Consider the following 21,241-nt stretch of genomic DNA (forward strand, 5'->3'; position numbering starts at 1 on the left):
CCATCCTCGAAAATTTCTTCAGAAAAAAAATTTTATGTTGATTTCTCTACTATATAGTTTCCAATGTCCATCTCAGTAATTATTCAAACCTTTACAGGAAAGAACAATACCAAATAAATAGAGAAGGTCGTCTGTGCTCCTTAGAAAGGAGGTGATCCATCCGCACGTTCCCGTACGGATACCTTGTTACGACTTCACCCCAATCGCTAATCACACCTTAGGAACATCCCTCCCGTAAACGGGTTAGGCCTGCTACTTCAGGTGCAACCAACTCTCGTGGTGTGACGGGCGGTGTGTACAAGACCCGAGAACGTATTCACCGCGACATTGCTGATTCGCGATTACTAGCGATTCCAACTTCACGCAGTCGAGTTGCAGACTGCGATCCGAACTAAGAACAACTTTCTGAGATTGGCTCCCCCTCGCGGGATCGCGACCCTCTGTATTGTCCATTGTAGCACGTGTGTAGCCCAGCCCATAAGGGGCATGATGACTTGACGTCATCCCCACCTTCCTCCTGCTCGTCGCAGGCAGTCTCGCATGAGTCCCCAACTTAATGATGGTAACATACGATAGGGGTTGCGCTCGTTGCGGGACTTAACCCAACATCTCACGACACGAGCTGACGACAGCCATGCACCACCTGTCACCAAGTTCCTCCGAAAAGGCACCTAAGCATCTCTGCCTAGTTCTTGGGATGTCAAGGGCTGGTAAGGTTCCTCGCGTTGCGTCGAATTAAACCACATGCTCCACCGCTTGTGCGGGTCCCCGTCAATTCCTTTGAGTTTCATACTTGCGTACGTACTCCCCAGGCGGATCACTTATCGCGTTAGCTTGAGCACGGAGGTTCGACCCCCCACACTTAGTGATCATCGTTTACGGCGTGGACTACCGGGGTATCTAATCCCGTTTGCTCCCCACGCTTTCGCGCTTTAGCGTCAGTATTCATCCAGTGAGCTGGCTTCCCCATCGGCATTCCTACAAATATCTACGAATTTCACCTCTACACTTGTAGTTCCGCCCACCTCTCTGATACTCTAGCCTTCCAGTTTCCAACGCAATACGGAGTTGAGCCCCGCATTTTCACATCAGACTTAAAAGGCCGCCTAGACGCGCTTTACGCCCAATAATTCCGGATAACGCTTGCGACATACGTATTACCGCGGCTGCTGGCACGTATTTAGCCGTCGCTTCTTCTGGTGGTACCGTCACTTTCTTCTTCCCACCTGAAAGCACTTTACGATCCGAAGACCTTCATCGTGCACACAGAATTGCTGGATCAGACTTTTAGTCCATTGTCCAATATTCCCCACTGCTGCCTCCCGTAGGAGTAAGGGCCGTGTCTCAGTCCCCTTGTGGCCGATCACCCTCTCAGGCCGGCTACCCATCATCGTCTTGGTAGGCCATTACCCTACCAACTAACTAATGGGACGCAAAGCTCTCCTCTAGCGCATATAGCCTTTCATAGTTCCGCGATGCCGCAGTTCCATAATATCCGGTATTAGCTGTCGTTTCCAACAGTTGTCCCAGTCTAGAGGGCAAGTTCTTTACGCGTTACTCACCCGTCCGCCACCGTACTATCACCCGAAGGTGAATTCCAGTCGACTTGCATGTGTTAAGCATTCTGTCAGCGTTCATCCTGAGCCAGGATCAAACTCTTCATTCAAAAAGTTTATTTAAATCTCTTGCGAGATTATTAACACCTAACTGTGTCCAAATCTTGTTTGGACTTCTTTGTCATCTATGATGACGATTTTGACTTCCTTCTCTATTTAATTGCTAATGTCCTTTTGTTTTTCTCTGTGCAGCTCTCTCGTGCACAAGGAGTATAATATCACAGTTGAAAACATGCGTCAACGTTTTTTTTATTTTTTTCTGTTGTTTATAAATAAAGCTTATTTCAACTAAATTTTATTAGAATATTTTTTAGAAAGGGTTTCAATTATATATTTTGAATAAATAGATATCAATCTGTCAATTCTAAGGTGGTGTAAGACTGTGAATGATTTTAAAAATATTAATGAAAGTATAAATTTGTCAATTTTTGATAGTGAAAGAATTTTAAAAAACTTTTTTCTAAATACTACTGTAGAAGTGACTTTTATATCAGGTGACCTCAACATAAAACAAACTCTTAACATTTCGAAAGTTACCAGTAAAGGAGAATTTATCGATCTCGTTTTTTTAGAGCTTTCAAACTTTCAAATAAATACGCTAGAATTTGATTCTGTCTATTATTACTCTATAGGATCCCTTGTGTTTATATTTAAAAATGGTTCTACCCTTACATTTAGGCCCTTAGATAATTTAAAAAAATTAAAATCTATTATTGACTAAAAAATAAAAAAAATCTGTAAAATTACAGATTTGAGATTAAAAAATGGCTGGGCTGGCTGGATTCGAACCAGCGCATGACGGAGTCAAAGTCCGTTGCCTTACCGCTTGGCGACAGCCCAATAATTATAAAGTTTAAGTGGTGCGTCACACAGGGATCGAACCTGTGACAACACGATTAAAAGTCGTGTGCTCTACCAACTGAGCTAGTGACGCAAATGGTCGGAACAGCAAGATTTGAACTTGCGACCCCCTGCTCCCAAGGCAGGTGCGCTACCGGGCTGCGCTATGCTCCGATATTTTTTACGAACAGGATTGATTTTATCACAGATAAATACTCCTGTCAATTTTTTTTATAAATATATTCATTTTTTATTTGAAATAAAATATATAAGCCAAAAAATTATGGTCTCATAACTTCAATCCTGGTATAATTATTTAAGTGAAGGATATTTTTCAACTCTAAAATCAAACTTCAAAAGATATACAAAATTTAATATAAAGGAGTTTTTTATGAATAGATATAAAGCAGTTATATGTGACCTTGACGGGACTCTCTTAAATTCAGAACACACTATCTCAGCTTACACCAAAAAAGTAATAGAAAAAATTAAAAGTCTAGGCATAAAGTTTTTCATTGCTACAGGCCGTCATCATAGAGATGCTTTAGCATTTAAAAATATTTTAGGCTTAGACTCTTTTCTTATAACCTCAAATGGAGCAAAAATACATGATGAAAATGACAAAGAAATTTTTTCAAGTAACATCCCAAAGGAAATGGTGAAAAAAATCATTGACTTTCCCGTTGATGAAGAAATACATAGAGGAATTTACAAAGATGAATTTTGGTTTCTCGAAGAACACATAGAGGGGCTCGATGTTTTTCACAAGGAGTCTGGATTTTCTTCAATCATAAAACCTTTTGACGAATTAAAGAATGAGGATGTTACCAAATTTATTTTTATAAGTGCAGATTCTGACAAAATAAACGAATTGGAAAAAATTATTAAATTAAAATTTAATGATTTACTTAATATAACTCTATCATTTGAAAATTGTCTTGAAATAGTTCAAAAGGGAGTTTCTAAAGGCTTTGCTATAGAAGAGATATTAAAAAAGGAAAATATCTCCCCTGTAGAGGCCTTGGCTTTTGGTGATGGACTAAACGACCTTGATATGCTGCAAACAGTTGGAAAAGGTTTTTTGATGGGAAATTCCCACAAAAAGTTAATACAGAGTCTCCCTAACCATGAGATTATAGATACCAATAACAACGATGGTGTTGCCAAATATTTAGAAAAAATATTTTTGTAATTAAAACAATAAAATAAGCGACCATATGGTCGCTTATTTTATGAATGCACTTGCTATAACTTTTCCGTCAAAATCATAAAGTACAAGCCCCTGACCAGGTGTAACTGCTCGAACCTTGTTATCTAAAAACTTCACTTTAATCAAATTATCTTTTATAACTTCCACCTTACAAAGATGAAGAATATCTCTAGATCTTGTTTTTGCCTGACACTCTATTCCATCTATGTCCTCAATTTTATCAAAAGATAACACATTTATACTATCAGCAAAAAGTTCATTTTTAAAAAGGTCTTCATTACCTCCAACTATAACTCTATTTTTTTTAGAATCCAATTTCAAAACATATAAAGGAGTTTCATGCTGTATTCCGAGACCTTTTCTCTGACCAATTGTGTAAAAAGCAAATCCTTTATGTTTACCTAGCACCTTCCCGTCTTTAGTTACTATATCTCCTTCTTTTTCCACTCTTCCATCTGTCATATCTACCAAAAACTCTTTAAGCTTACCATCCTCTATAAAACATACTTCTTGGGAATCTCTTTTTGCATAAACTCTAACCCCTAAATATTCGGCTATTTTTCTCACCTGAGGCTTTTCCAGGTCTCCTACAGGAAACATTAAATATTTTAAATTCTCTCTTTTTACCTGAGATAAAAAATAAACTTGATCTTTTTTAGGGTCATCTCCCATATAAAGATTACCATTTTTTATTTTTGCGTAATGTCCCGTAGCAACAAAGTCTGCTCCCATTTTTATTCCATACTCCAATAGTTTTCCAAGCTTTATATATCTATTGCAGACCATGCAAGGATTAGGAGTTCTACCTTTTTCATATTCTTCTATAAAGTAATCTACGACTTTTTCCTTGAAAGGTTCTTTTAAGTTTATAACATAGTGAGGTATATCAAGGTCATCACATACTCTTTTGGCATCGTATATATCATCAAGGCTGCAGCATGTTTTTGAATTTGAGTCTTCACTTAGTTCATCCATTCCACTCCAGTGTTTCATTGTAATCCCTATTACATTATAACCCTGCTTTTTTAACATATAAGCGACTGTTGAGCTGTCTACTCCACCACTCATTCCTACTGCTACAGTATACTTATTGTTTTCAGGGCTGTATTCAACATATTTTTTAAAATCATTTAAATCAAAAACCATTCCACTACCTCTTTTCTTAAAATATAAATTCATAAATTTTTGAAAAAAATAGGAAAAAGCTATTCCTTCATTTTTTTATGACTAATCAGTGATAAAAAAGTGTAACCAAGGTCAAAGCTCCAAAAAAAAGCAAAACAAGACCACAACTCTTTGTTATTTTCTCTAATATTGGTAATTCTATTTTCTTTCTACAGTGATATAATATATAAGTGATGAAAAACCACATAAAAGCTCCACCTATAAATATCCCACCTCCCAATTCCAAAGGAAGAAACTTAGAATTATCCTCTACTATTCCCAATGTTGTAAAAATTGCAACAAATATAAATACCGTCGAGGGATTTGCTAAAGTTACCAAAAAACATGTAAAAAAATTTTTTACTATGCCCTCTCCTTCATTTTCAATTTGTTTTACTTCAAAATGGGATTTAAACTTTTTATATCCCATAACTATGAGGCATATTCCTAAAATAAATTTCAAGTAGGTTTCGTATTTTAGTATTAAAACTTCTATCTGGTTTAAAAATAGATAAGCTAGAATACCATACACAACGTCTACAGAAACCATTCCCAACGCAGAAAAAAAACCCTCTTTCTCGCCTTCTACAAGGGTTTTCTCCATACAGTATATTCCTATTGGACCCAGAGGTAGAGAAAGGATAAATCCAGTTAAAATTCCCTTCAATAAAACTATACCCAAATTACTCACCCTTTTTTCTCTAGATTATATTTAGGTTTCTCTCGTTTGCTACCGCCAATTCCAACGCTTCTACAAAATAATCTATATCTTCCTCTGTTGTAAATCTTCCTAGACTTATTCTCAGTGTGCTCTTAGCTGTGTTACCGCTAAGAGCTATAGCTTCTAAAACGTGCGATGGGCTAAGAGTACTAGAAGCACAGGCTGATCCGGCACTTACAGCGATTCCTTTCATATCTAAAGCAAATAATAATGATTCTGCTTCCACTTTTTCAAAAGTAATACTAGAAGTATTGAAAAGTCTATTGCTCAAATCTCCGTTAATGGTTATTTTGTCTATTTTTTCTAGTATTTTATTCTCCATATGATCCCGGATTTTTTTTTCTTTTTCCATTTCTATATATAGATTTTCAAGGGATATTTCCAAAGCCCTTGCCATTCCACATACTCCCACCACATTTTCTGTTCCAGCTCTTCTATTTCTCTCTTGATATCCACCTGTCAAAAGTTTTTCTATTTTCACACCACTTTTTACATAAAGTGCCCCTATACCTTTTGGTCCGTAAAATTTGTGAGCAGCAAAAGAAAAAAGATCAATGTTTTCAAAGTCGATTTTCACCTTTCCCAAACTTTGTACTCCGTCTACATGAAATATAATATTTTTTGATTTCGCTATCTTGCCAATCTCTCTAATAGGCTGTAAGGTTCCAATTTCATTGTTGGAGTGCATAATTGATATCAATACAGTTTCATCTTTTATGCTACTTTGAAGCTCCTTTATATTAACTCTCCCTTTTTCATCTACGCCGAGATAAGTCACTTCCCATCCCAAGCTCTCCATATCTTTAAAGGTGTTTAATACAGAAGAATGTTCAATCACAGAAGTTATCAAATGTCTGCCCTTATTTTTAAGAGCCTTTGCAGCTCCCCTTATAGCCATATTGTTAGATTCTGTTCCTCCAGAGGTAAAAATAATCTCTCTAGATTTTAATCCTAAGAGTCCGCTTATCATCTCTCTAGACTCTTCCAAAATTTTCTTTCCTTTTTGTCCTATTTGATACACACTAGACGGATTTCCGTAGCTTTCTCTCATAACCTTAGTCATAACCTCTATAACTCTTTCATCCATCTGAGTCGTAGCATTGTTGTCCAAATAAACATTCTTTTTATTCATATAATACCGCCATATATTATTTAAGTTAAATTTTATTATACCATACCGACTTTAATTTCACCAGCTAAGCATATTATCTTATAGTTTTTTACCACATTTAGGACAATACTCATAGCCGTCTACTATTTTTTCTCCACATTCACATATGCGATTTTCATAGATGACCTCTTCCATATCCTCATAGTCTACTTTTTCAGTTTCTAATATTTTTTCTATAGAGCTGTCATGTATTTTGTACATACTTTTGCATTTTGTGCATATTAAAATATATTTTTTACTGAACTTAAATACAGGAATAAAGAAAAATTCAAATACATTTGAATTTTCTGTCAATTCTCCTTTTTTATTCAAGCAACCAGTACATCTAAATGAAACCTCTTTAATTTTTTTGCTTCTGCTATTTATACCAAATATTCCTATAAAAAACACAATTATATCCTTTCAACTTCTTTATTTGATTTTATCACACTTATACCGTAAATAAAAAGATTTTACATATTTAAAACTTTGCTGTATTATCATCCCTGTATTATTATACTTTTCTCCTTATAAATCTCTATAAAATTAAATTATAATTTAAATAGGATGATAAGTTTTAGTTTTTATTCTTCTTTATTGCAATAGATGCAATCCCTAAAAGATTGACATCTTGCTCATTTATATATATTTCTTCATATTCTGGATTTTCAGGAAGAAGTATTATGGCATTTCTCATTTTCATAAGACGTTTCAAGGTAGCTTCTCCATCTATTGCAACTGCTATTATATCACCGCTTTTAGGGTCTAAATCCTGACGCAGAAGAACTAAATCTCCGTCATCTATATCTGCGTTCTTCATACTATCCCCTCTCACCCTCAAGAAAAACCCACTTTCATCCTTCACAAGTTCTTTAGGAAGGTAAAAACTTTCATTTTCTTCAGAATTCATGAATACAGGAACATCTCCTGATACCTTCCCGTATATTGGCATGGAAAAAACTTCTTCACTAGGATACCTCTCACTTATTCCTCCAAAATCAACTTCCATACTTCCGTCTTCATCCTTAAAAAGAATAAGCTCCCTATTTTTTTCTAGGTCCAATGCTATATTTATATCTGCTTTTGACGGCATCATCTCCATATTAAAAATTGGAATATCACCTTTTGGTTCTCTAGAACTGTCAAAAACTTCAAGAGCAGTGCCATCGGTAATCATACAGTATTCAATGTTTTTAGATACAGATGCATAACTCAATACCTGGTTTCTAGCTTCTTCTATCCCTTTTTGAATAGATTTCACCTCTATATATATAAAGGTTTTCTTTTTTCCATTTTCATATCTACTCACTGCTATATCAACAAATCCCTTTTTAGAACCCATTATTACCGGGTACTCTATTTCTATTAATTCCAAAGGATATCTATAGTTATTTATAAGCTCATTTATCACCCACTGTCTTACCTTTTCCTCTGGTGAGTAGATATTAATGATATTTTCTTTAAATTTGTACTCATCTACTGAAAGATTATACATTCCTCTGATCTGACTTTTTTTATCAAACCTCAGATATTTTGAATTAATCTCTTGAATAAATTTTGATGGTTTTACACTAGAGGTGATATATAGGATTTCAGTGGCCCTAGTCATTCCCACATAAAAAAGTTTCTTTTCTGTAACTTCCTCAAATTCTCTTATTTTTTCATCTTTTGAGGAATAAAAAGGCACTATCCCCTCGTTTACATTTATCAAAATAACAACTTTACTTTCTATTCCTTTTACTGAATGCATCGTCATAAGCCTCACAGCATCTTTTTCAAAATCACTGTTGTCTCTGTCTATTATTTCACAGGATATATTGTTATTTTTCATGATTTGTTTTGCATTTTCTAATTGTATTCTTGATCTTCCTACAATTACGATCTCATTCATTTTATAATCTGACAGCTCATTTTTTATAAGCTTTATCAGATAGTCCATCTCCTGTGATTCTGTTGAGAAATGTCTATAGACTGGATAGTCTCCCTGCCTGTCTATTAAATAAGGTTTTACATAATTTTCATCATCTATTATGTCATGGGATTTTTCCAAAAGGCTGTAAGCTGCCTGAGATATTTGTGTAGTAGTTCTAAAGTTTTTACTTAATGTCTTACTTCGCCCCGCCATATTAAAACCGATAGTTGTAAAATTTCTTTTATTCCCAAGCCATGATTGTGAATATATACTCTGCGCACAGTCAAACAAAAAAGTTATGCTTGAATATTCTTTTTTATTATATACTTTTTTTAACAGTTCTAGCTGAAGTTTGGAAAGATCCTGACTCTCATCTATTATTATGTGGGTAAATTTATTTACAGTATATTCATCCATAGTTTCTAAAGCTATTCTTCTAACATCATTAAAATCAACTCGATTTCTGTTTAATAATTCCTTTGAATAAAGCTCCATTAAACTGTAAATAGCTTTTCTTATTTTAGAATTTTTAGGTAACCTGTGGTTGTGTTCGTCATATTTTGTTGCACCTAGTCTATCTGCATTTTGGTATTCTTCTTCATTGTAGTTGCAAGACTTTATCCATTCTATCTCATCATAGAGAAATTTAAGATTATTTTGATTCAATAAACTTATACCGCCATATTCTTTTGACAGTTTTTCCAAATAATCCCCTATAATTGAAAATTTTTCACTATTACCTATATCTGTAGAATATTTTTTATTGTTTTTTTTACAATATTTTAAGTAGTATGGATAGATCAAACCATCTATCGTCGTTATCTTAACTCTGTCCCTAGGTAGTTCAAACAGTGTCGGATAATTTTTTTTATATTCCTTTTCTATTTTTCCATAAAGATAACCCATATAATTAACTAATGTTTTATTATAAGTCATTAGAAGAACCATATCATCAGGCTCGAAACAATAGTTGTTGAGCAAAAATGGGATCCTGTTAACCCCAACAGTTGTTTTACCGCTTCCTGCTATGCCCTTTACAAGCATAGGTCCCGAAGGCTTTGTATAGGATATCTTTTCCTGCTCTTTATTAAGATGCATCTTCTTCCTCCGATATTTTATATCAAATAAAATCTTTCAGATCTTATTTTATGTTTAAATTTTGGTACTTCTTGACCTTTAGATGTCCTTAAATTATATCTTTAGTTGAAAATAAACACAAGATTTTTAACAAAAATATATAACTTTAAATTTCAAATATAAAAAGTGCACCTTAATAATCAGATGCACTTTTTCAGATTCTTTAATTATTTATAAATTTTATTTTATTATAAAATCTATATCATCTTCCTGTTCCTCACCACTATTTTCTCCAACTATTTTAACAATAGCTCTATCAGGAATTCCTATCAAAGTATCACCAGGAACCTTTGCCCATCCTTGTTTGACAATTAATTTCAAAGGTGAGTTTGAGCTTGTAACCCTTACCTTTTTGTCTTTTAACTGGACGTTTATGCCTCCTAAATTGGTATCTACAAATATATTTTTTTCTTCATCTTGCAATTTATAAATATATTTTAAATCCCCGTCAACGTATATTTCTGCCTTTGAAGCCTTTTGGGTTTTCATCCCCTTTATGTTAAATAATAAAAAAGCAAATAATGAAAAAACAAAAGCATATAATAGAATATCACCTTTTTTAAAATAACTTCTTTTCCTTTTCATTTTCACTTCCTTTAAATCATTTTCTTTTATTTTTTTTTAAAACCTGCTGCAACTTTTACTTGTCTATAACTAAGTCTTTATGATTTTCTGACTTATTTTACAGAACTTCCTATTTTTTCTCCCATATATACCTTAGTTTCAACTCCTTGTAAAGTGTTTTCAACTATATCTTTATCGATCTTTACTTTTCCTTTTTCAAACAACATAATACAGGTCGATCCACCAAAATAAAAATACCCTTTTTCATCGCCTTTTTTTACAAAGGTATTTGAGATATAAGTCTGTTTTATTCCTCCAACCATTGTTGCACCAATCTCACTTAACAATATTTCTCCAAATTCTTTAGTATCTAGAATTGAATACTCTCTTTTATTTTCACAAAATATCATAAAATTTTTCTTTATTGCATGAGTTGAAACTGAATAATAATAGCCCTCTATCTTTTTACTACCACTGATTTTTCCGCTTGCAGGAAAATGAAATCTATGATAGTCAGAGGGTGCTAGTCTTACTATTATAAAGGTTCCACCTTGAAATTTCTGGGCTAATTTGTCATCCCTTAAAAATCCACCTAGAGAAAATTTTGATCCCTTTAGAAAAAATTGATCTTTTTTCTCTATATTTTCATAGGCTAATATTTTCCCGTCTGCTGGAGACGAAAGGTCATCTTTAGTTTCTGATACTTTTCTTGCACCTTCTTTTAGCCTTCTGACGAAAAAATCATTAAAAGATTGAAATTCCTCTATATTTTTAACTGATTCTTCCATATTTATATTGTTATTTTTGACAAAATTTTGGATCTTTTCACATGATTTTTTTTTGTCCATTATTCTACCATACAGGGATGATAAAAATTTTCTCTTAACTATAGATTCAAGGGTCAATTTCCCCAATGGGTTGTAATATAAGAACTTCAAATAATTTTCTCCGGGAACCTTCTCCTGTTTTATTTCTCCGGTTTTTCTATCTCTGTAGTTTATTTTTTCAAATTTCATTTCTCAGCCTTTCAGATTTTTAATAAAATTATACCACACATTAAATATAAATTTGAAGTTTCATTTTTATTGTAGACGTGATAACATAGATGCATATTAATTTTATGGGGAGGTAAGTTATGGAACGTATCGCATTGATTGCTCATGATAAGAAAAAAGATGACTTAGTAGATTTTGTAAAGAAGCATAGAGATTTTTTTGAAAAATTTGAACTGGTTTCAACAGGAACAACTGGAGGAAGAATAATCCAGGCTACAGATTTAAAAGTTCACAGATATCTTTCCGGTCCACTTGGAGGAGACCAGCAGATAGGTTCTGACATTGCCAATGAAAAAATTAAAGTTGTTTTCTTTTTTAGAGACCCTCTAACAAGTCAACCTCATGAACCTGATGTTCAGGCTTTGATAAGATTATGTGATGTGCATAAAATTCCTGTAGCAACAAATAAAAGAACTGCTGAATTATTAATTAACGCTTTAATTAATGAAATCTAAATTAAATTTCAAGTTGCACTTCTATTCTTTTAACAGAAAGCTGGTGCAACTTGAACTTCTATGTTCAAACTACTTAATCCCAACTTTTTACCACTCATATTCTCCACTCTAAACTCTGACAGGGCAATATCAATATATTTTCTTAAAAATTAAATTACTGGAAATTATAAATATAAATTATCCTAGATAATATTTCATTTTTTTTATCATCCTTTTCAAATTATAATTTTTAATAAAATCTTCCTTCGTTTTTTAAAACTATTTTAGCTTCTTTATAATCTGGATAATATTTTTTTAATTCATTCCAAAATTCCTTAGAGTGGTTATGATGAATTAGATGACACAGTTCATGTATTATTACATAATCTATTATTTTAGGATCTGCTTTTATTAATTTTATATTTAAGCTTATGTTGCCATTTGAATAACAGATTCCCCACGCTGTTTTTAGGGGTTTAATTCTAACCTGTAAAGGAGAAACCCCTATAATATCACTCCATTTTTTAATTTTATTCATCAATATTTTTATTCCTTTTTCTTCCATCTTCTCTTGAGTAAGGTTATTTTCTTTTTCTGATAAAATTTTTCCTAAAAATTTTATTGTTCCTTTTGGTTTTATCACCCTAAGTTTTTTCTCATAATCAATTATTTTTTTTTCTATGATCTCTTTATTTTTATTTATAAAATTAACTCCATTTATATAGGAATCTCTTTTGGGTATAGATAACTCTACTGAAATTTCATCTTTTATTCTTAAAATATAATTTTTTTTACTTCTTTTTATTATCTTATATTGGATTGTTATTCTTGAAGCTTTTATTTTTCCCTCTCTCATGGTTATCTCCTTTTTTAGTGTCGCCGCGACACTAAAAAATCCCCTTTAAGGGGATTTTTTAAATTTGACTTTTAATTTTTTTTATCAGTGAATACTTTAATTCTAGAAGGTCCTTTGATAAGTCTATTTTGTATTTATGTGGATTTACTAGTCTTTTTCTCTCTTCTGACATATTATTTAAATTAGCAATATAATAATCACGTGAGCCTTTCACATCCAATAAAGTCTTATAACTTTCTGTTAAAACTCCTTCTTTCATATATTGAATGGTTATTTTCTTTGCAGTATACTCACCTGATTTTAAAAGACTTCTCTTAAAATCATACCTTTCGTCTATTATTGTGAGGTCACTGTTTTCAATTATACTGTTTTTATCTTCGTCCTTTTCTACAAGAGTTATCAAATCAGCATAAGCAGCACCAAATTTATCATAAATTCTATAGACCTCTTTAAATCCAGGGTTAGATATTTTAAATACATCCTCAGAAAGTTTTATCACCGGTTCACCGTTTATTTGGACAATTTTGTATACCCCTCCAAAGCACGGATTAGATTTGCTTGTTGCTATAGCATCACCCACACCAAAGGAATCCACACAGGCTCCTTGTTCTTTTAGGGATCTAATTAGTTCCTCATTCAGAGAACTAGTTAACACTATCTTTGCTTTTTTGAATCCTGCATTATCCAATTCTTTTCTGCATTTTTTAGATAAATACGCCAAATCTCCAGAATCAATTCGTATTCCATAGATTCCATTATAACTATCATCTATTCCATTTTCTTTAAAAGCCTCAATTGCATTCTTTATACCCATTCCAATGGTATTGTAAGTATCTATTAATAATATTAGAGTATTACTTTCTCTTTTTCTTCTGTGTTTTATAAAAACATCAAAAGCACGTTTTTCTGCGTCTCTTCCTATTCCAAATGTTTGAACATATGAGTGGGCCATTGTTCCAATACTTGGAATTCCATATTTATATTCAGTTATTATATTAGAGTGACTAGAACATCCTCCAATATAAGCAGCTTTATTGCCTGATACGGCGCTATCGAAGCCGTGAGCCCTCCTCGTACCAAATGCCGATACACCTATAGGGTCAGCCGCTCTGGTGACTCTAGAGGCCTTTGTAGCCACTGCCATTTGAAGGTTCATTGTGTTTAGTATAGGGGTTTCCAATATTTTGGCCTGAATCAAAGGTGCTTTGATTGTTATAACAGGTTCATTTGGATACGCTATCTCTCCATCTCTGAGTGCATATACGTCTCCAGTAAACTTCATTTTTACTAAATACTCTAAGAGGTGTTTTTCTTTTATAATCTTTGAAAAATATTTTCTTTTTTCATCCTCTGAAGTAGCATTTAATGTCTTTATCAAGTATAGTACTTCTTGAACTCCACATACGACAGCAAATCCTCCATCTTCAGTTCTTCTAAAGTACATATCAAATATGGCTTCCTGCTCTTCAAGTCCTTCCATCAAATATACATCACTTTCTGTATACTGGTATCTATCAGAATTAATAACTTTTGCAAATTCTGTCAATAAAATTTCCTTATCCAAAACAATTACCTCATTTCTATTATTATTGTGCTTAATATTATTTAGTATAGCACTATCATATTCATTTTACAACTTCCATCCTTGCAAAATAAGGGTAACTATATTAAAATTTTATTATTACCAACGAAGGGGGAAAACTGTTATGAGAGTTGTCGTACAAAGAGTTACAAAGGCACAGGTATCCGTAGAAGGAAATGTCATTGGAAAAATAAAAGAAGGTCTTCTCATTCTACTTGGAATAACACACGGGGATAATGAGAAAGATACAAAGTGGCTTGTTAACAAAATTTCAGGACTAAGGATATTTTCCGATGGAAATGGAAAAATGAACAAATCAATTGAAGATATAGAGGGTGAAATTCTTTTAATCTCGCAGTTTACTTTGTATGGTGATGCTAGAAAAGGAAGAAGACCTAGCTTTATTGAAGCTGCCAAACCTGATATTGCTGTGCCTCTATACAATAAATTTATTGATCTTGTAAAAGAAAAAAATATAAAAATTTCTGTCGGAGAATTTGGCGCCGATATGAAAGTTGAACTTCTCAATGATGGACCTGTCACCATGATAATTGATTCTCCTGAAAAATAGAAAGTTATTTTTTATAATTAATTTTTTTTGCAAAAGAAAAAGGCTGTTGATTTTATTTCAACAGCCTAAGAGATAAAAAATCTAATATAAATTTAGTTAGCTATCTTATCTACCAACTTTTTACCTGGTTTAAATTTAACTACTTTTTTAGCTTTAACAGTCATCTTTCTACCTGTTTGAGGATTTCTTACTTTTCTTTTGGCCCTTTCTACAACTTCCCATTTACCCCAACCAATGAAATTGACTTCATTTCCATCGACTAGAATATTTTCAATAGTATCTAATAAAGCATTTAATTTTCTCTCAGCTTCAGCTTTAGATACAAAACCTCCGTTTTCACAGTACTTTGCTATAAATTCTTTCTTAGTCATTACCATCCCCCCTTTATTACCTAGTATACTATATATTTTTCTTAAAACAAGTTATCATAATAAAAATATTTACAAAAATTATATAACATATTCTTTTATTTCCTTTTTTTATTCTCGATTTTGTTATAAGTTTAATTTTTCCAGATATAAAATTAAAAATATTGTTATATTTTTATAATTGTCTTGAGTTATTAGGTACTACGGCACATTTTAATAAATCTCTTTATATTAATAAGACTCTTAAACATATACAAAATAAATCATATTTTACCAGATAATATATATAATATATGTTTTGTATATAAAATGTGTACTTGTTTTAATTTTCCATATGAAATATCATTTATATAAGCAATTTGCCTGATTTTGATATATTTAGTATCAAATTATTGCAAATATAGGGGGGGATTAATTTGTCGCATTATGCAAATAAAGCTTTTGAAAATTTAATTAAAATGGCACAAAATAATAATTTTATCAAACCTGAACATTATGATAAGTACAGTGTAAAAAAAGGTTTGAGAAATAAAAATGGAACAGGAGTTCTTGTTGGACTCACTAAAGTTGGTTATGTACAAGGATATGACGTAATTGATGCGGTTAAGGTTCCAAAAGAGGGGGCTTTATATTATAGAGGTATAGAGGTAAAAGATTTTGTAAAGGGATTTCAAAAAGAAGATAGAATGGGTTTTGAAGAATGCGTTTTTTTGCTTCTTTTCGGTAAGCTTCCATCAAAAGATGAACTTGAAGAATTTAATTTATTACTCGATGAACTGCGGTTTCTTCCAGATGGGTTCACTGAAAATTTTTTGCTAAAACTTCCAAGCAAAAATATTATGAACTTACTTCAAAGAAGCGTACTTTTTCTTTATTCTATGGACGATGAGGCTGATGATCTCGATGTTGAGAATTTAGTCAGACAAAGTCTTGAGCTTATTGCTAAAATTCCTACCATAATGGCATATGGATATCATGCTACAGAACATTATTTTAACGAAAAAAGTTTATTTATACATCCACCTAAAAGAGGTCTTAGTACTGCTGAAAATATTTTACATATGAGTAGACACAACAGTAAGTACACAAAAACAGAAGCAGAAGTTTTAGATCTATGCCTAGTACTTCATGCTGAACACGGTGGAGGTAACAATTCCGCTTTTGCGACTCATGTTGTTTCATCTAGTGGTACAGACACTTATTCCGCTATTTCCACGGCCATAGGTTCTCTGAAAGGTCCAAAACATGGTGGAGCAAATTCAAAAGTTAAACTTATGATTAGCAACATCAAGGATAATGTTAAAAATTTTGAAGATAAAAACGAACTTAAAAACTATCTAATGAAAATACTGAGTAAAAAAGCTTTTGATAACGAAGGATTAATATATGGTATGGGACATGCTATCTACACTCTCTCTGATCCTAGAGCAGTTCTTTTAAAAGAAAAAGCTTATGAACTTGCCAAAGAGAAAAATAATATAAAAGAGTTCCAACTTTATAGTGATGTAGAATCTCTTACAAAAGAAATTTTTAAAAATTCAAAAGGTAAGCTTATGTGTGCGAATGTTGATCTATACTCCGGATTTATTTATGATATGCTGAACATCCCAGAGAATCTTTACACTCCTATTTTTGCAGCTGCCCGTTCTGCTGGATGGTCAGCACACAGAATTGAACAAATTCTAAGTGATAAGAAAATCATAAGGCCTGCTTATCAGCATGTTCATGGTGACAATGATTACACGCCATTAAGTAAGAGGTAAAATAAAGAATTTTATACTTTAAACTATACCTTGTAGCAGGAATACTAAAAAAACTATCCTTAAGAGTATAAAAGATGACTTCTGTACAATATAGAAGTCATCTTTTTTAAATTCTACTGATAATTATGCTTATTATAATCATTTTTATATTTTGCCACCACTCTTTTAATCTTATTCGTTGTCTTCTTTGATTCTAAATCTAAATAATGCTTCATATGTCTAAAAAATTATTTTATTAAAGCATTATCCTAGAAATTTTTTTTACGTAATATTTATTGAGAATTTTTCTTAGATTTCAATAACTTTTTAAATTTTGGATTATTGTAGTTAAACCCTTGATATAATTAAATTAAGCAAACGGAATCAAGCTTAAATTTACTTTTAATCATGTGCTTGACTGTATTTAAAGTAATATCAAAATGAAAACTGCTTCTATCTTCATAAATTTTTTTTAAGCTTCATGAGGCTTAATATTCTCAAAATTAGTAATATCTTTTCCCAAAGGTCGTCCTGAGTTTGATTGTCTTAAGTCTTTTAACTCTAATTCTACTTATTTCTTAAAAGTATTTCTAAAACGATTTTTTATAGTAATATTCTCTTCAATCCTAATATATATATATCAAATCAAACTCCTTCAAAGATTAAATTCTAAAGCTTGTCCGATTTATATTTTTCAATAGATTAGCTTTTAAACTCAAGACTATCTGTTATAGTTTTATTGGACACTTTTAATATATTTTTATTTTGTGATAACAACTTAAATTTTTTATCAGAGACTAGTTTTTTTTACAAATAGATTCATCTATTTGTAAATTCGTATAAATTTTTATCAAAAAAACCATAAAACAGGAACTTTTTTTCAAGTGTCAAGTTTCATGGTTATACTTTATTGTCTGTACCGATTTTCTATTTTCTATTTTTTAATTGATTAGATTTAAGTTAAATAAGCTATGAATAATAAAATATTTTGAAGTTTTATAATTAAAAATTGATTATCTCTGCGGTTATTTCGTACCAAGGACCGTCTTCATCTTCTCCTAGCTCTACATAGAAAGTTACCTGAGTATCTTCCAATGTAAATCCTACATAAGAATTATTTTCATCATCATTAAAGTAAGCTACTTTTTTTAATTTGAAATTTAATATTTTCTCTCCGATTTCCGGTTGTTGACTAATCAATTCATAGAGATCCTCTTTTATATCAAATCCAAACTCTTTAATTTTATCTGAAATAACATCTAATCTACGATAAAGTTTTTCTTTATCCATAATTCACCTCTTAATTTACTTAATAATATATTGTTTTGAATCTCATATTATATGATAGATATTTTATCATAAATATAAAATAAATAACAATGAATTTTATATTTATTTTCACTAGTTATTCTTGTTATGAATTCTTTGAGTCAAAAGAATTTTGACTTTTTTTAGGTTTTCAATGTAAAAAGTCTCCTATGAAATATTTAGGAGACTTTTTACATTAAATATTTAATTTTTTAACTTCAGATAAGATCAGATAAAAGTATCGCGGCGACACTTTTATTTGATAAAAAAATAATATAAAGTATAAATAATGTAAAAAAATAAAACAATCTTTATAAAATGATCTTTTTTTATTTTATGTTTATTTACTATTTTTACTACAAATAAAATAAATTTGATTTTTCTCATTTCAAAAGGTATTTTATCAATAGATTTATCTATAAGCAGATCTATTTCACTCTTATTTAAGCTTTTTTTCATTTTAAAAATATTTCTCCCTCTTTAATAATATTCATGAATGTATTATTAAAAAATTAAGCTTTTTCTTTCGCTTTTTTCAGGTTCTTTACAAGAATCCACATAAAACATTCAATATCAATATAATCTCTTGGGTTTAAAATATCAATATTTTTTTTAGAAATTTCAGCAAATTTTAAAAATTTAAAATATGTATTCCAGTTTGGAGTCATATTATAACTGATATCAAAAGCAAAAATTTCAGCAGATTTTTTTGAAATTTTTGGTTTGAGAAATAAATATTTATCTGGTTTTAGCATATTCATAAAGTACGTTATTATCGTCCACTTATTACAGTTAATCGATTCTAAACAATCTTTAAAATCTATGAACCTCTCTTCTTCTGTTTTTTTATCTGTGTAAAATAGATCATACAGTGTTTGAATAAATCTTTCTTGATTTTCTACTTTACTTATTGCTTTTCTAAAATTTGTTTTTTCAATACTATGAATGTTCTTACTAGCTGAGATAAGTTTTTTAGAAACTTCAGCAATTTCTGAATAATCTTTGCTTTCCAGACTTTTTGATAATTTTTCTTCTGACAAATTCATTTTAAATTCATTTATCAGATTTTCTTTGTATTTTCTTTCATTTTCAAGGTAACCTTCATCATAAAATCCTTTTGGATAAACAGATAAAAAAATCTGTATAAGATCTTCTATTGGGAAGTTTTCTTTTACACTTACTTTTTTTGTTTTTTTATTATTTAATGTACATAAAAGTCTATCTTCCTTATATTTGGTTATTTCACCCTCATCTAAAATTTCTTCTAAAATTGCAATTTTACTATTTAAAAGTTTAACTCCAGCATTAATAAAGTCAATTGTAACTTTATAACCATTTGTTTCTATTATCTCTCCTATTCCCCACTCCTGTTTTTTTATATGTTTGACAAATTTCAAAGTATTTTTCCCCCCTTACTTTTCCCTTATAATATTACCCTATAAATTATTAAAATCAAAATTAGAATTTTTTAATAATAAAAATTAAACTGAACAAAACCTATATGTATGTGATATGTAATATGTATTATGTATTATGTAGTGAATCAATTAATAGTAGATGACTCTTTTAAATACCTTATAAAATAAGGGATACAGAGGATTTAAAGAAATAAAATTATAATTTCAAAAGGATTATAATTTTAGACCAGTAATACCAGGTATAAAATTATTATTAAATATAAAGGATTATAATCTAATCCAGTAAAATAAGCTTTTAAATAAGATTATGTAGACATTGTTTTTTATAAAGTATAAAGGATGACAACAGCTAAAGTAGAAATTTCAATGAAGTGAATAGATATAAAATAATGAGGATGATAAAATGGACCTTATATTTCAAGGCGCGATACTTTTCAGTGTTATAATAATAAAAGGATGACAGAGTTTAAAATATATTTTATATTATAAAACATAAGGGATGATAAAGTATCTCAATTAATTCAGGTATTATTAAATGTTATTATATTAATAAATAAAACATTATAAATTATAATTATTCAGTGATGCTAATCTAAGTTAGCAAAACTTAAAATTTTTGATTATAAATAATAAAGGATGATAATCAAAAATAATATTTTTTATAAAAATTCTCTATGTATAATCTACTTAAAATTTTATATAAAATATAAAAAAAATTTTTTATATTAATCCAATCCTTTATTTATAAAGGCTTGGAAACAAAATACTAAATTTAAAGTTTGCTTAAAAATCATAATATACCAAATAAAAAGCTTTATTTGATATTGTTATAAATAATGTTGAATTTTAGAAATAGTTTATTTTCTTTTGGTTAATAAATAAGTGATGATAAAATAAGTACTAGTTTTACAGGCTAATTAAAGGAAGAGGTAAAAAAAAAGAAATTATAATATTTAAAGGATAATAAAAACCAGTTAATTTTTCATTGTATAATTAATAAAGGATTATAAAAAAGTATCTATTTTTATAGATGTAGAATATCATCACTGATTAGTTATAATAGAATTACTTATATTATAATTAATAAGGGATATTAAAATAAACCAATAAAATAAGGAATTTATAAGTAGAACTACAATAAATTAAAGTATAATTTTACAGGGATGATAAGAAATATCGAAATAAAAATTCAAAGGAATTGGTATGATTATATGGAAAGCATGTATAGAATAGATTTAAATACTATTAAACTTTCTTTTTATACTAATTTATATAAAGTTTTAGAATAACCCAATAAATATACATAATTAATTTATCCATTGAAAATTAGGATAATATAGTTTTATAAATTTTAAAAATTATATTACAGATTATTTTTTATCTACTTATAAAATAAGCATTTTCATAATAAAAACTTAAGTTAAAATATAAAAAAGTGTAACTTATAATTTATTGGTGATGATATAAGTTATTAAATTATTATTTTACAAGGATGATAAAAAAAGCTTGGTTTTATTAATCTTCTTGATTTTTATTGAAAAAATGTTATAATTTAAAAAGGATGATAAAATTATAACTTTTCTGGGATGATAA

Annotated in this window: 17 protein-coding genes, 3 tRNA genes and 1 rRNA gene; 5 read left to right on the forward strand and 16 right to left on the reverse strand. The window is 30.3% G+C overall.

Annotated features, from left to right (window positions below; all coding sequences use genetic code 11):
• Nucleotides 1-144: 144 nt before the first annotated feature.
• Nucleotides 145-1,666 (reverse strand): 16S ribosomal RNA (locus ILYOP_RS14295).
• 332 nt (nt 1,667-1,998) lie between these two features.
• Here ILYOP_RS14295 and ILYOP_RS14300 point away from each other — a divergent pair.
• On the forward strand, nt 1,999-2,337 hold the full coding sequence (locus ILYOP_RS14300) for a hypothetical protein (RefSeq protein ID WP_013389196.1): 339 nt from the start codon (nt 1,999-2,001) through the stop codon (nt 2,335-2,337).
• A gap of 44 nt (nt 2,338-2,381) precedes the next feature.
• Here the strand turns inward: ILYOP_RS14300 and ILYOP_RS14305 are convergent.
• The 3 genes from ILYOP_RS14305 to ILYOP_RS14315 all read right to left on the reverse strand — a co-directional run bounded on the left by ILYOP_RS14305 (nt 2,382) and on the right by ILYOP_RS14315 (nt 2,630).
• Nucleotides 2,382-2,456, reverse strand: a tRNA-Gln gene (locus tag ILYOP_RS14305).
• Between the two features lie 18 nt (nt 2,457-2,474).
• Nucleotides 2,475-2,550, reverse strand: a tRNA-Lys gene (locus ILYOP_RS14310).
• A 3-nt stretch (nt 2,551-2,553) separates the two neighbouring features.
• A tRNA-Pro gene (locus ILYOP_RS14315) sits at nt 2,554-2,630 on the reverse strand.
• Nucleotides 2,631-2,847: 217 nt separating this feature from the next.
• Here ILYOP_RS14315 and ILYOP_RS14320 point away from each other — a divergent pair.
• Nucleotides 2,848-3,648, forward strand: coding sequence for a Cof-type HAD-IIB family hydrolase (locus tag ILYOP_RS14320; RefSeq protein WP_013389197.1), 801 nt, complete (start codon nt 2,848-2,850; stop codon nt 3,646-3,648).
• 33 nt (nt 3,649-3,681) lie between these two features.
• On the opposite strand, the gene mnmA is transcribed toward ILYOP_RS14320, so the two are convergent.
• The 7 genes from mnmA to ILYOP_RS14355 form a co-directional block, all read right to left on the reverse strand.
• Nucleotides 3,682-4,812 (reverse strand): tRNA 2-thiouridine(34) synthase MnmA, encoded by a 1,131-nt coding sequence (mnmA, locus tag ILYOP_RS14325; protein ID WP_013389198.1) that lies wholly within the window; start codon nt 4,810-4,812, stop codon nt 3,682-3,684.
• Nucleotides 4,813-4,897: 85 nt separating this feature from the next.
• Complete coding sequence (locus ILYOP_RS14330) at nt 4,898-5,521, reverse strand: LysE family translocator (protein ID WP_013389199.1); 624 nt, start codon at nt 5,519-5,521, stop codon at nt 4,898-4,900.
• Between the two features lie 10 nt (nt 5,522-5,531).
• Nucleotides 5,532-6,683 carry a cysteine desulfurase family protein gene (locus tag ILYOP_RS14335; RefSeq protein WP_013389200.1) on the reverse strand — a complete coding sequence of 384 codons (1,152 nt, stop codon included), beginning with the start codon at nt 6,681-6,683 and terminating at the stop codon, nt 5,532-5,534.
• A 78-nt stretch (nt 6,684-6,761) separates the two neighbouring features.
• Complete coding sequence (locus ILYOP_RS14340) at nt 6,762-7,112, reverse strand: zinc ribbon domain-containing protein (RefSeq protein ID WP_013389201.1); 351 nt, start codon at nt 7,110-7,112, stop codon at nt 6,762-6,764.
• A gap of 166 nt (nt 7,113-7,278) precedes the next feature.
• The gene (locus ILYOP_RS14345) at nt 7,279-9,711 is read right to left on the reverse strand and encodes a S24 family peptidase (protein WP_013389202.1); all 2,433 of its coding nucleotides are present in this window, start codon (nt 9,709-9,711) and stop codon (nt 7,279-7,281) included.
• 219 nt (nt 9,712-9,930) lie between these two features.
• Entirely contained in the window at nt 9,931-10,335 is a 405-nt protein-coding gene (locus ILYOP_RS14350) for a NusG domain II-containing protein (RefSeq protein ID WP_013389203.1), read from the reverse strand.
• 92 nt (nt 10,336-10,427) lie between these two features.
• The gene (locus ILYOP_RS14355) at nt 10,428-11,330 is read right to left on the reverse strand and encodes a phosphatidylserine decarboxylase (protein WP_013389204.1); all 903 of its coding nucleotides are present in this window, start codon (nt 11,328-11,330) and stop codon (nt 10,428-10,430) included.
• 119 nt (nt 11,331-11,449) lie between these two features.
• Here ILYOP_RS14355 and mgsA point away from each other — a divergent pair, with 119 nt between their 5' ends.
• Nucleotides 11,450-11,824: a methylglyoxal synthase gene (gene mgsA / locus ILYOP_RS14360; RefSeq protein ID WP_013389205.1), complete on the forward strand. Its 375-nt coding sequence runs from the start codon at nt 11,450-11,452 to the stop codon at nt 11,822-11,824.
• Nucleotides 11,825-12,053: 229 nt separating this feature from the next.
• Here the strand turns inward: mgsA and ILYOP_RS15385 are convergent, their stop codons facing one another.
• A complete protein-coding gene (locus tag ILYOP_RS15385) occupies nt 12,054-12,659 on the reverse strand; it encodes a M48 family metallopeptidase (protein WP_013389206.1) in 606 nt (201 codons plus the stop codon).
• Nucleotides 12,660-12,717: 58 nt separating this feature from the next.
• The gene (locus ILYOP_RS14370) at nt 12,718-14,223 is read right to left on the reverse strand and encodes a nicotinate phosphoribosyltransferase (protein WP_013389207.1); all 1,506 of its coding nucleotides are present in this window, start codon (nt 14,221-14,223) and stop codon (nt 12,718-12,720) included.
• Nucleotides 14,224-14,365: 142 nt separating this feature from the next.
• Between ILYOP_RS14370 and dtd the strand changes: the two genes are divergently transcribed.
• Nucleotides 14,366-14,812: a D-aminoacyl-tRNA deacylase gene (gene dtd / locus ILYOP_RS14375; protein WP_013389208.1), complete on the forward strand. Its 447-nt coding sequence runs from the start codon at nt 14,366-14,368 to the stop codon at nt 14,810-14,812.
• A 92-nt stretch (nt 14,813-14,904) separates the two neighbouring features.
• On the opposite strand, the gene ILYOP_RS14380 is transcribed toward dtd, so the two are convergent.
• Complete coding sequence (locus tag ILYOP_RS14380) at nt 14,905-15,183, reverse strand: HU family DNA-binding protein (protein ID WP_013389209.1); 279 nt, start codon at nt 15,181-15,183, stop codon at nt 14,905-14,907.
• 413 nt (nt 15,184-15,596) lie between these two features.
• Here ILYOP_RS14380 and ILYOP_RS14385 point away from each other — a divergent pair, with 413 nt between their 5' ends.
• Nucleotides 15,597-16,943, forward strand: a complete 1,347-nt coding sequence (locus tag ILYOP_RS14385) for a citrate/2-methylcitrate synthase (protein ID WP_013389210.1) — start codon at nt 15,597-15,599, stop codon at nt 16,941-16,943.
• A 981-nt stretch (nt 16,944-17,924) separates the two neighbouring features.
• Here the strand turns inward: ILYOP_RS14385 and ILYOP_RS14390 are convergent.
• Both ILYOP_RS14390 and ILYOP_RS14400 read right to left on the reverse strand, forming a co-directional pair.
• Nucleotides 17,925-18,212: a hypothetical protein gene (locus ILYOP_RS14390; RefSeq protein ID WP_013389211.1), complete on the reverse strand. Its 288-nt coding sequence runs from the start codon at nt 18,210-18,212 to the stop codon at nt 17,925-17,927.
• A gap of 530 nt (nt 18,213-18,742) precedes the next feature.
• Nucleotides 18,743-19,627: a DUF3553 domain-containing protein gene (locus ILYOP_RS14400; RefSeq protein WP_013389213.1), complete on the reverse strand. Its 885-nt coding sequence runs from the start codon at nt 19,625-19,627 to the stop codon at nt 18,743-18,745.
• Between the last annotated feature and the right edge of the window lie 1,614 nt (nt 19,628-21,241).

Source organism: Ilyobacter polytropus DSM 2926 (genome assembly GCF_000165505.1).
Classification (GTDB): Bacteria; Fusobacteriota; Fusobacteriia; order Fusobacteriales; family Fusobacteriaceae; genus Ilyobacter; species Ilyobacter polytropus.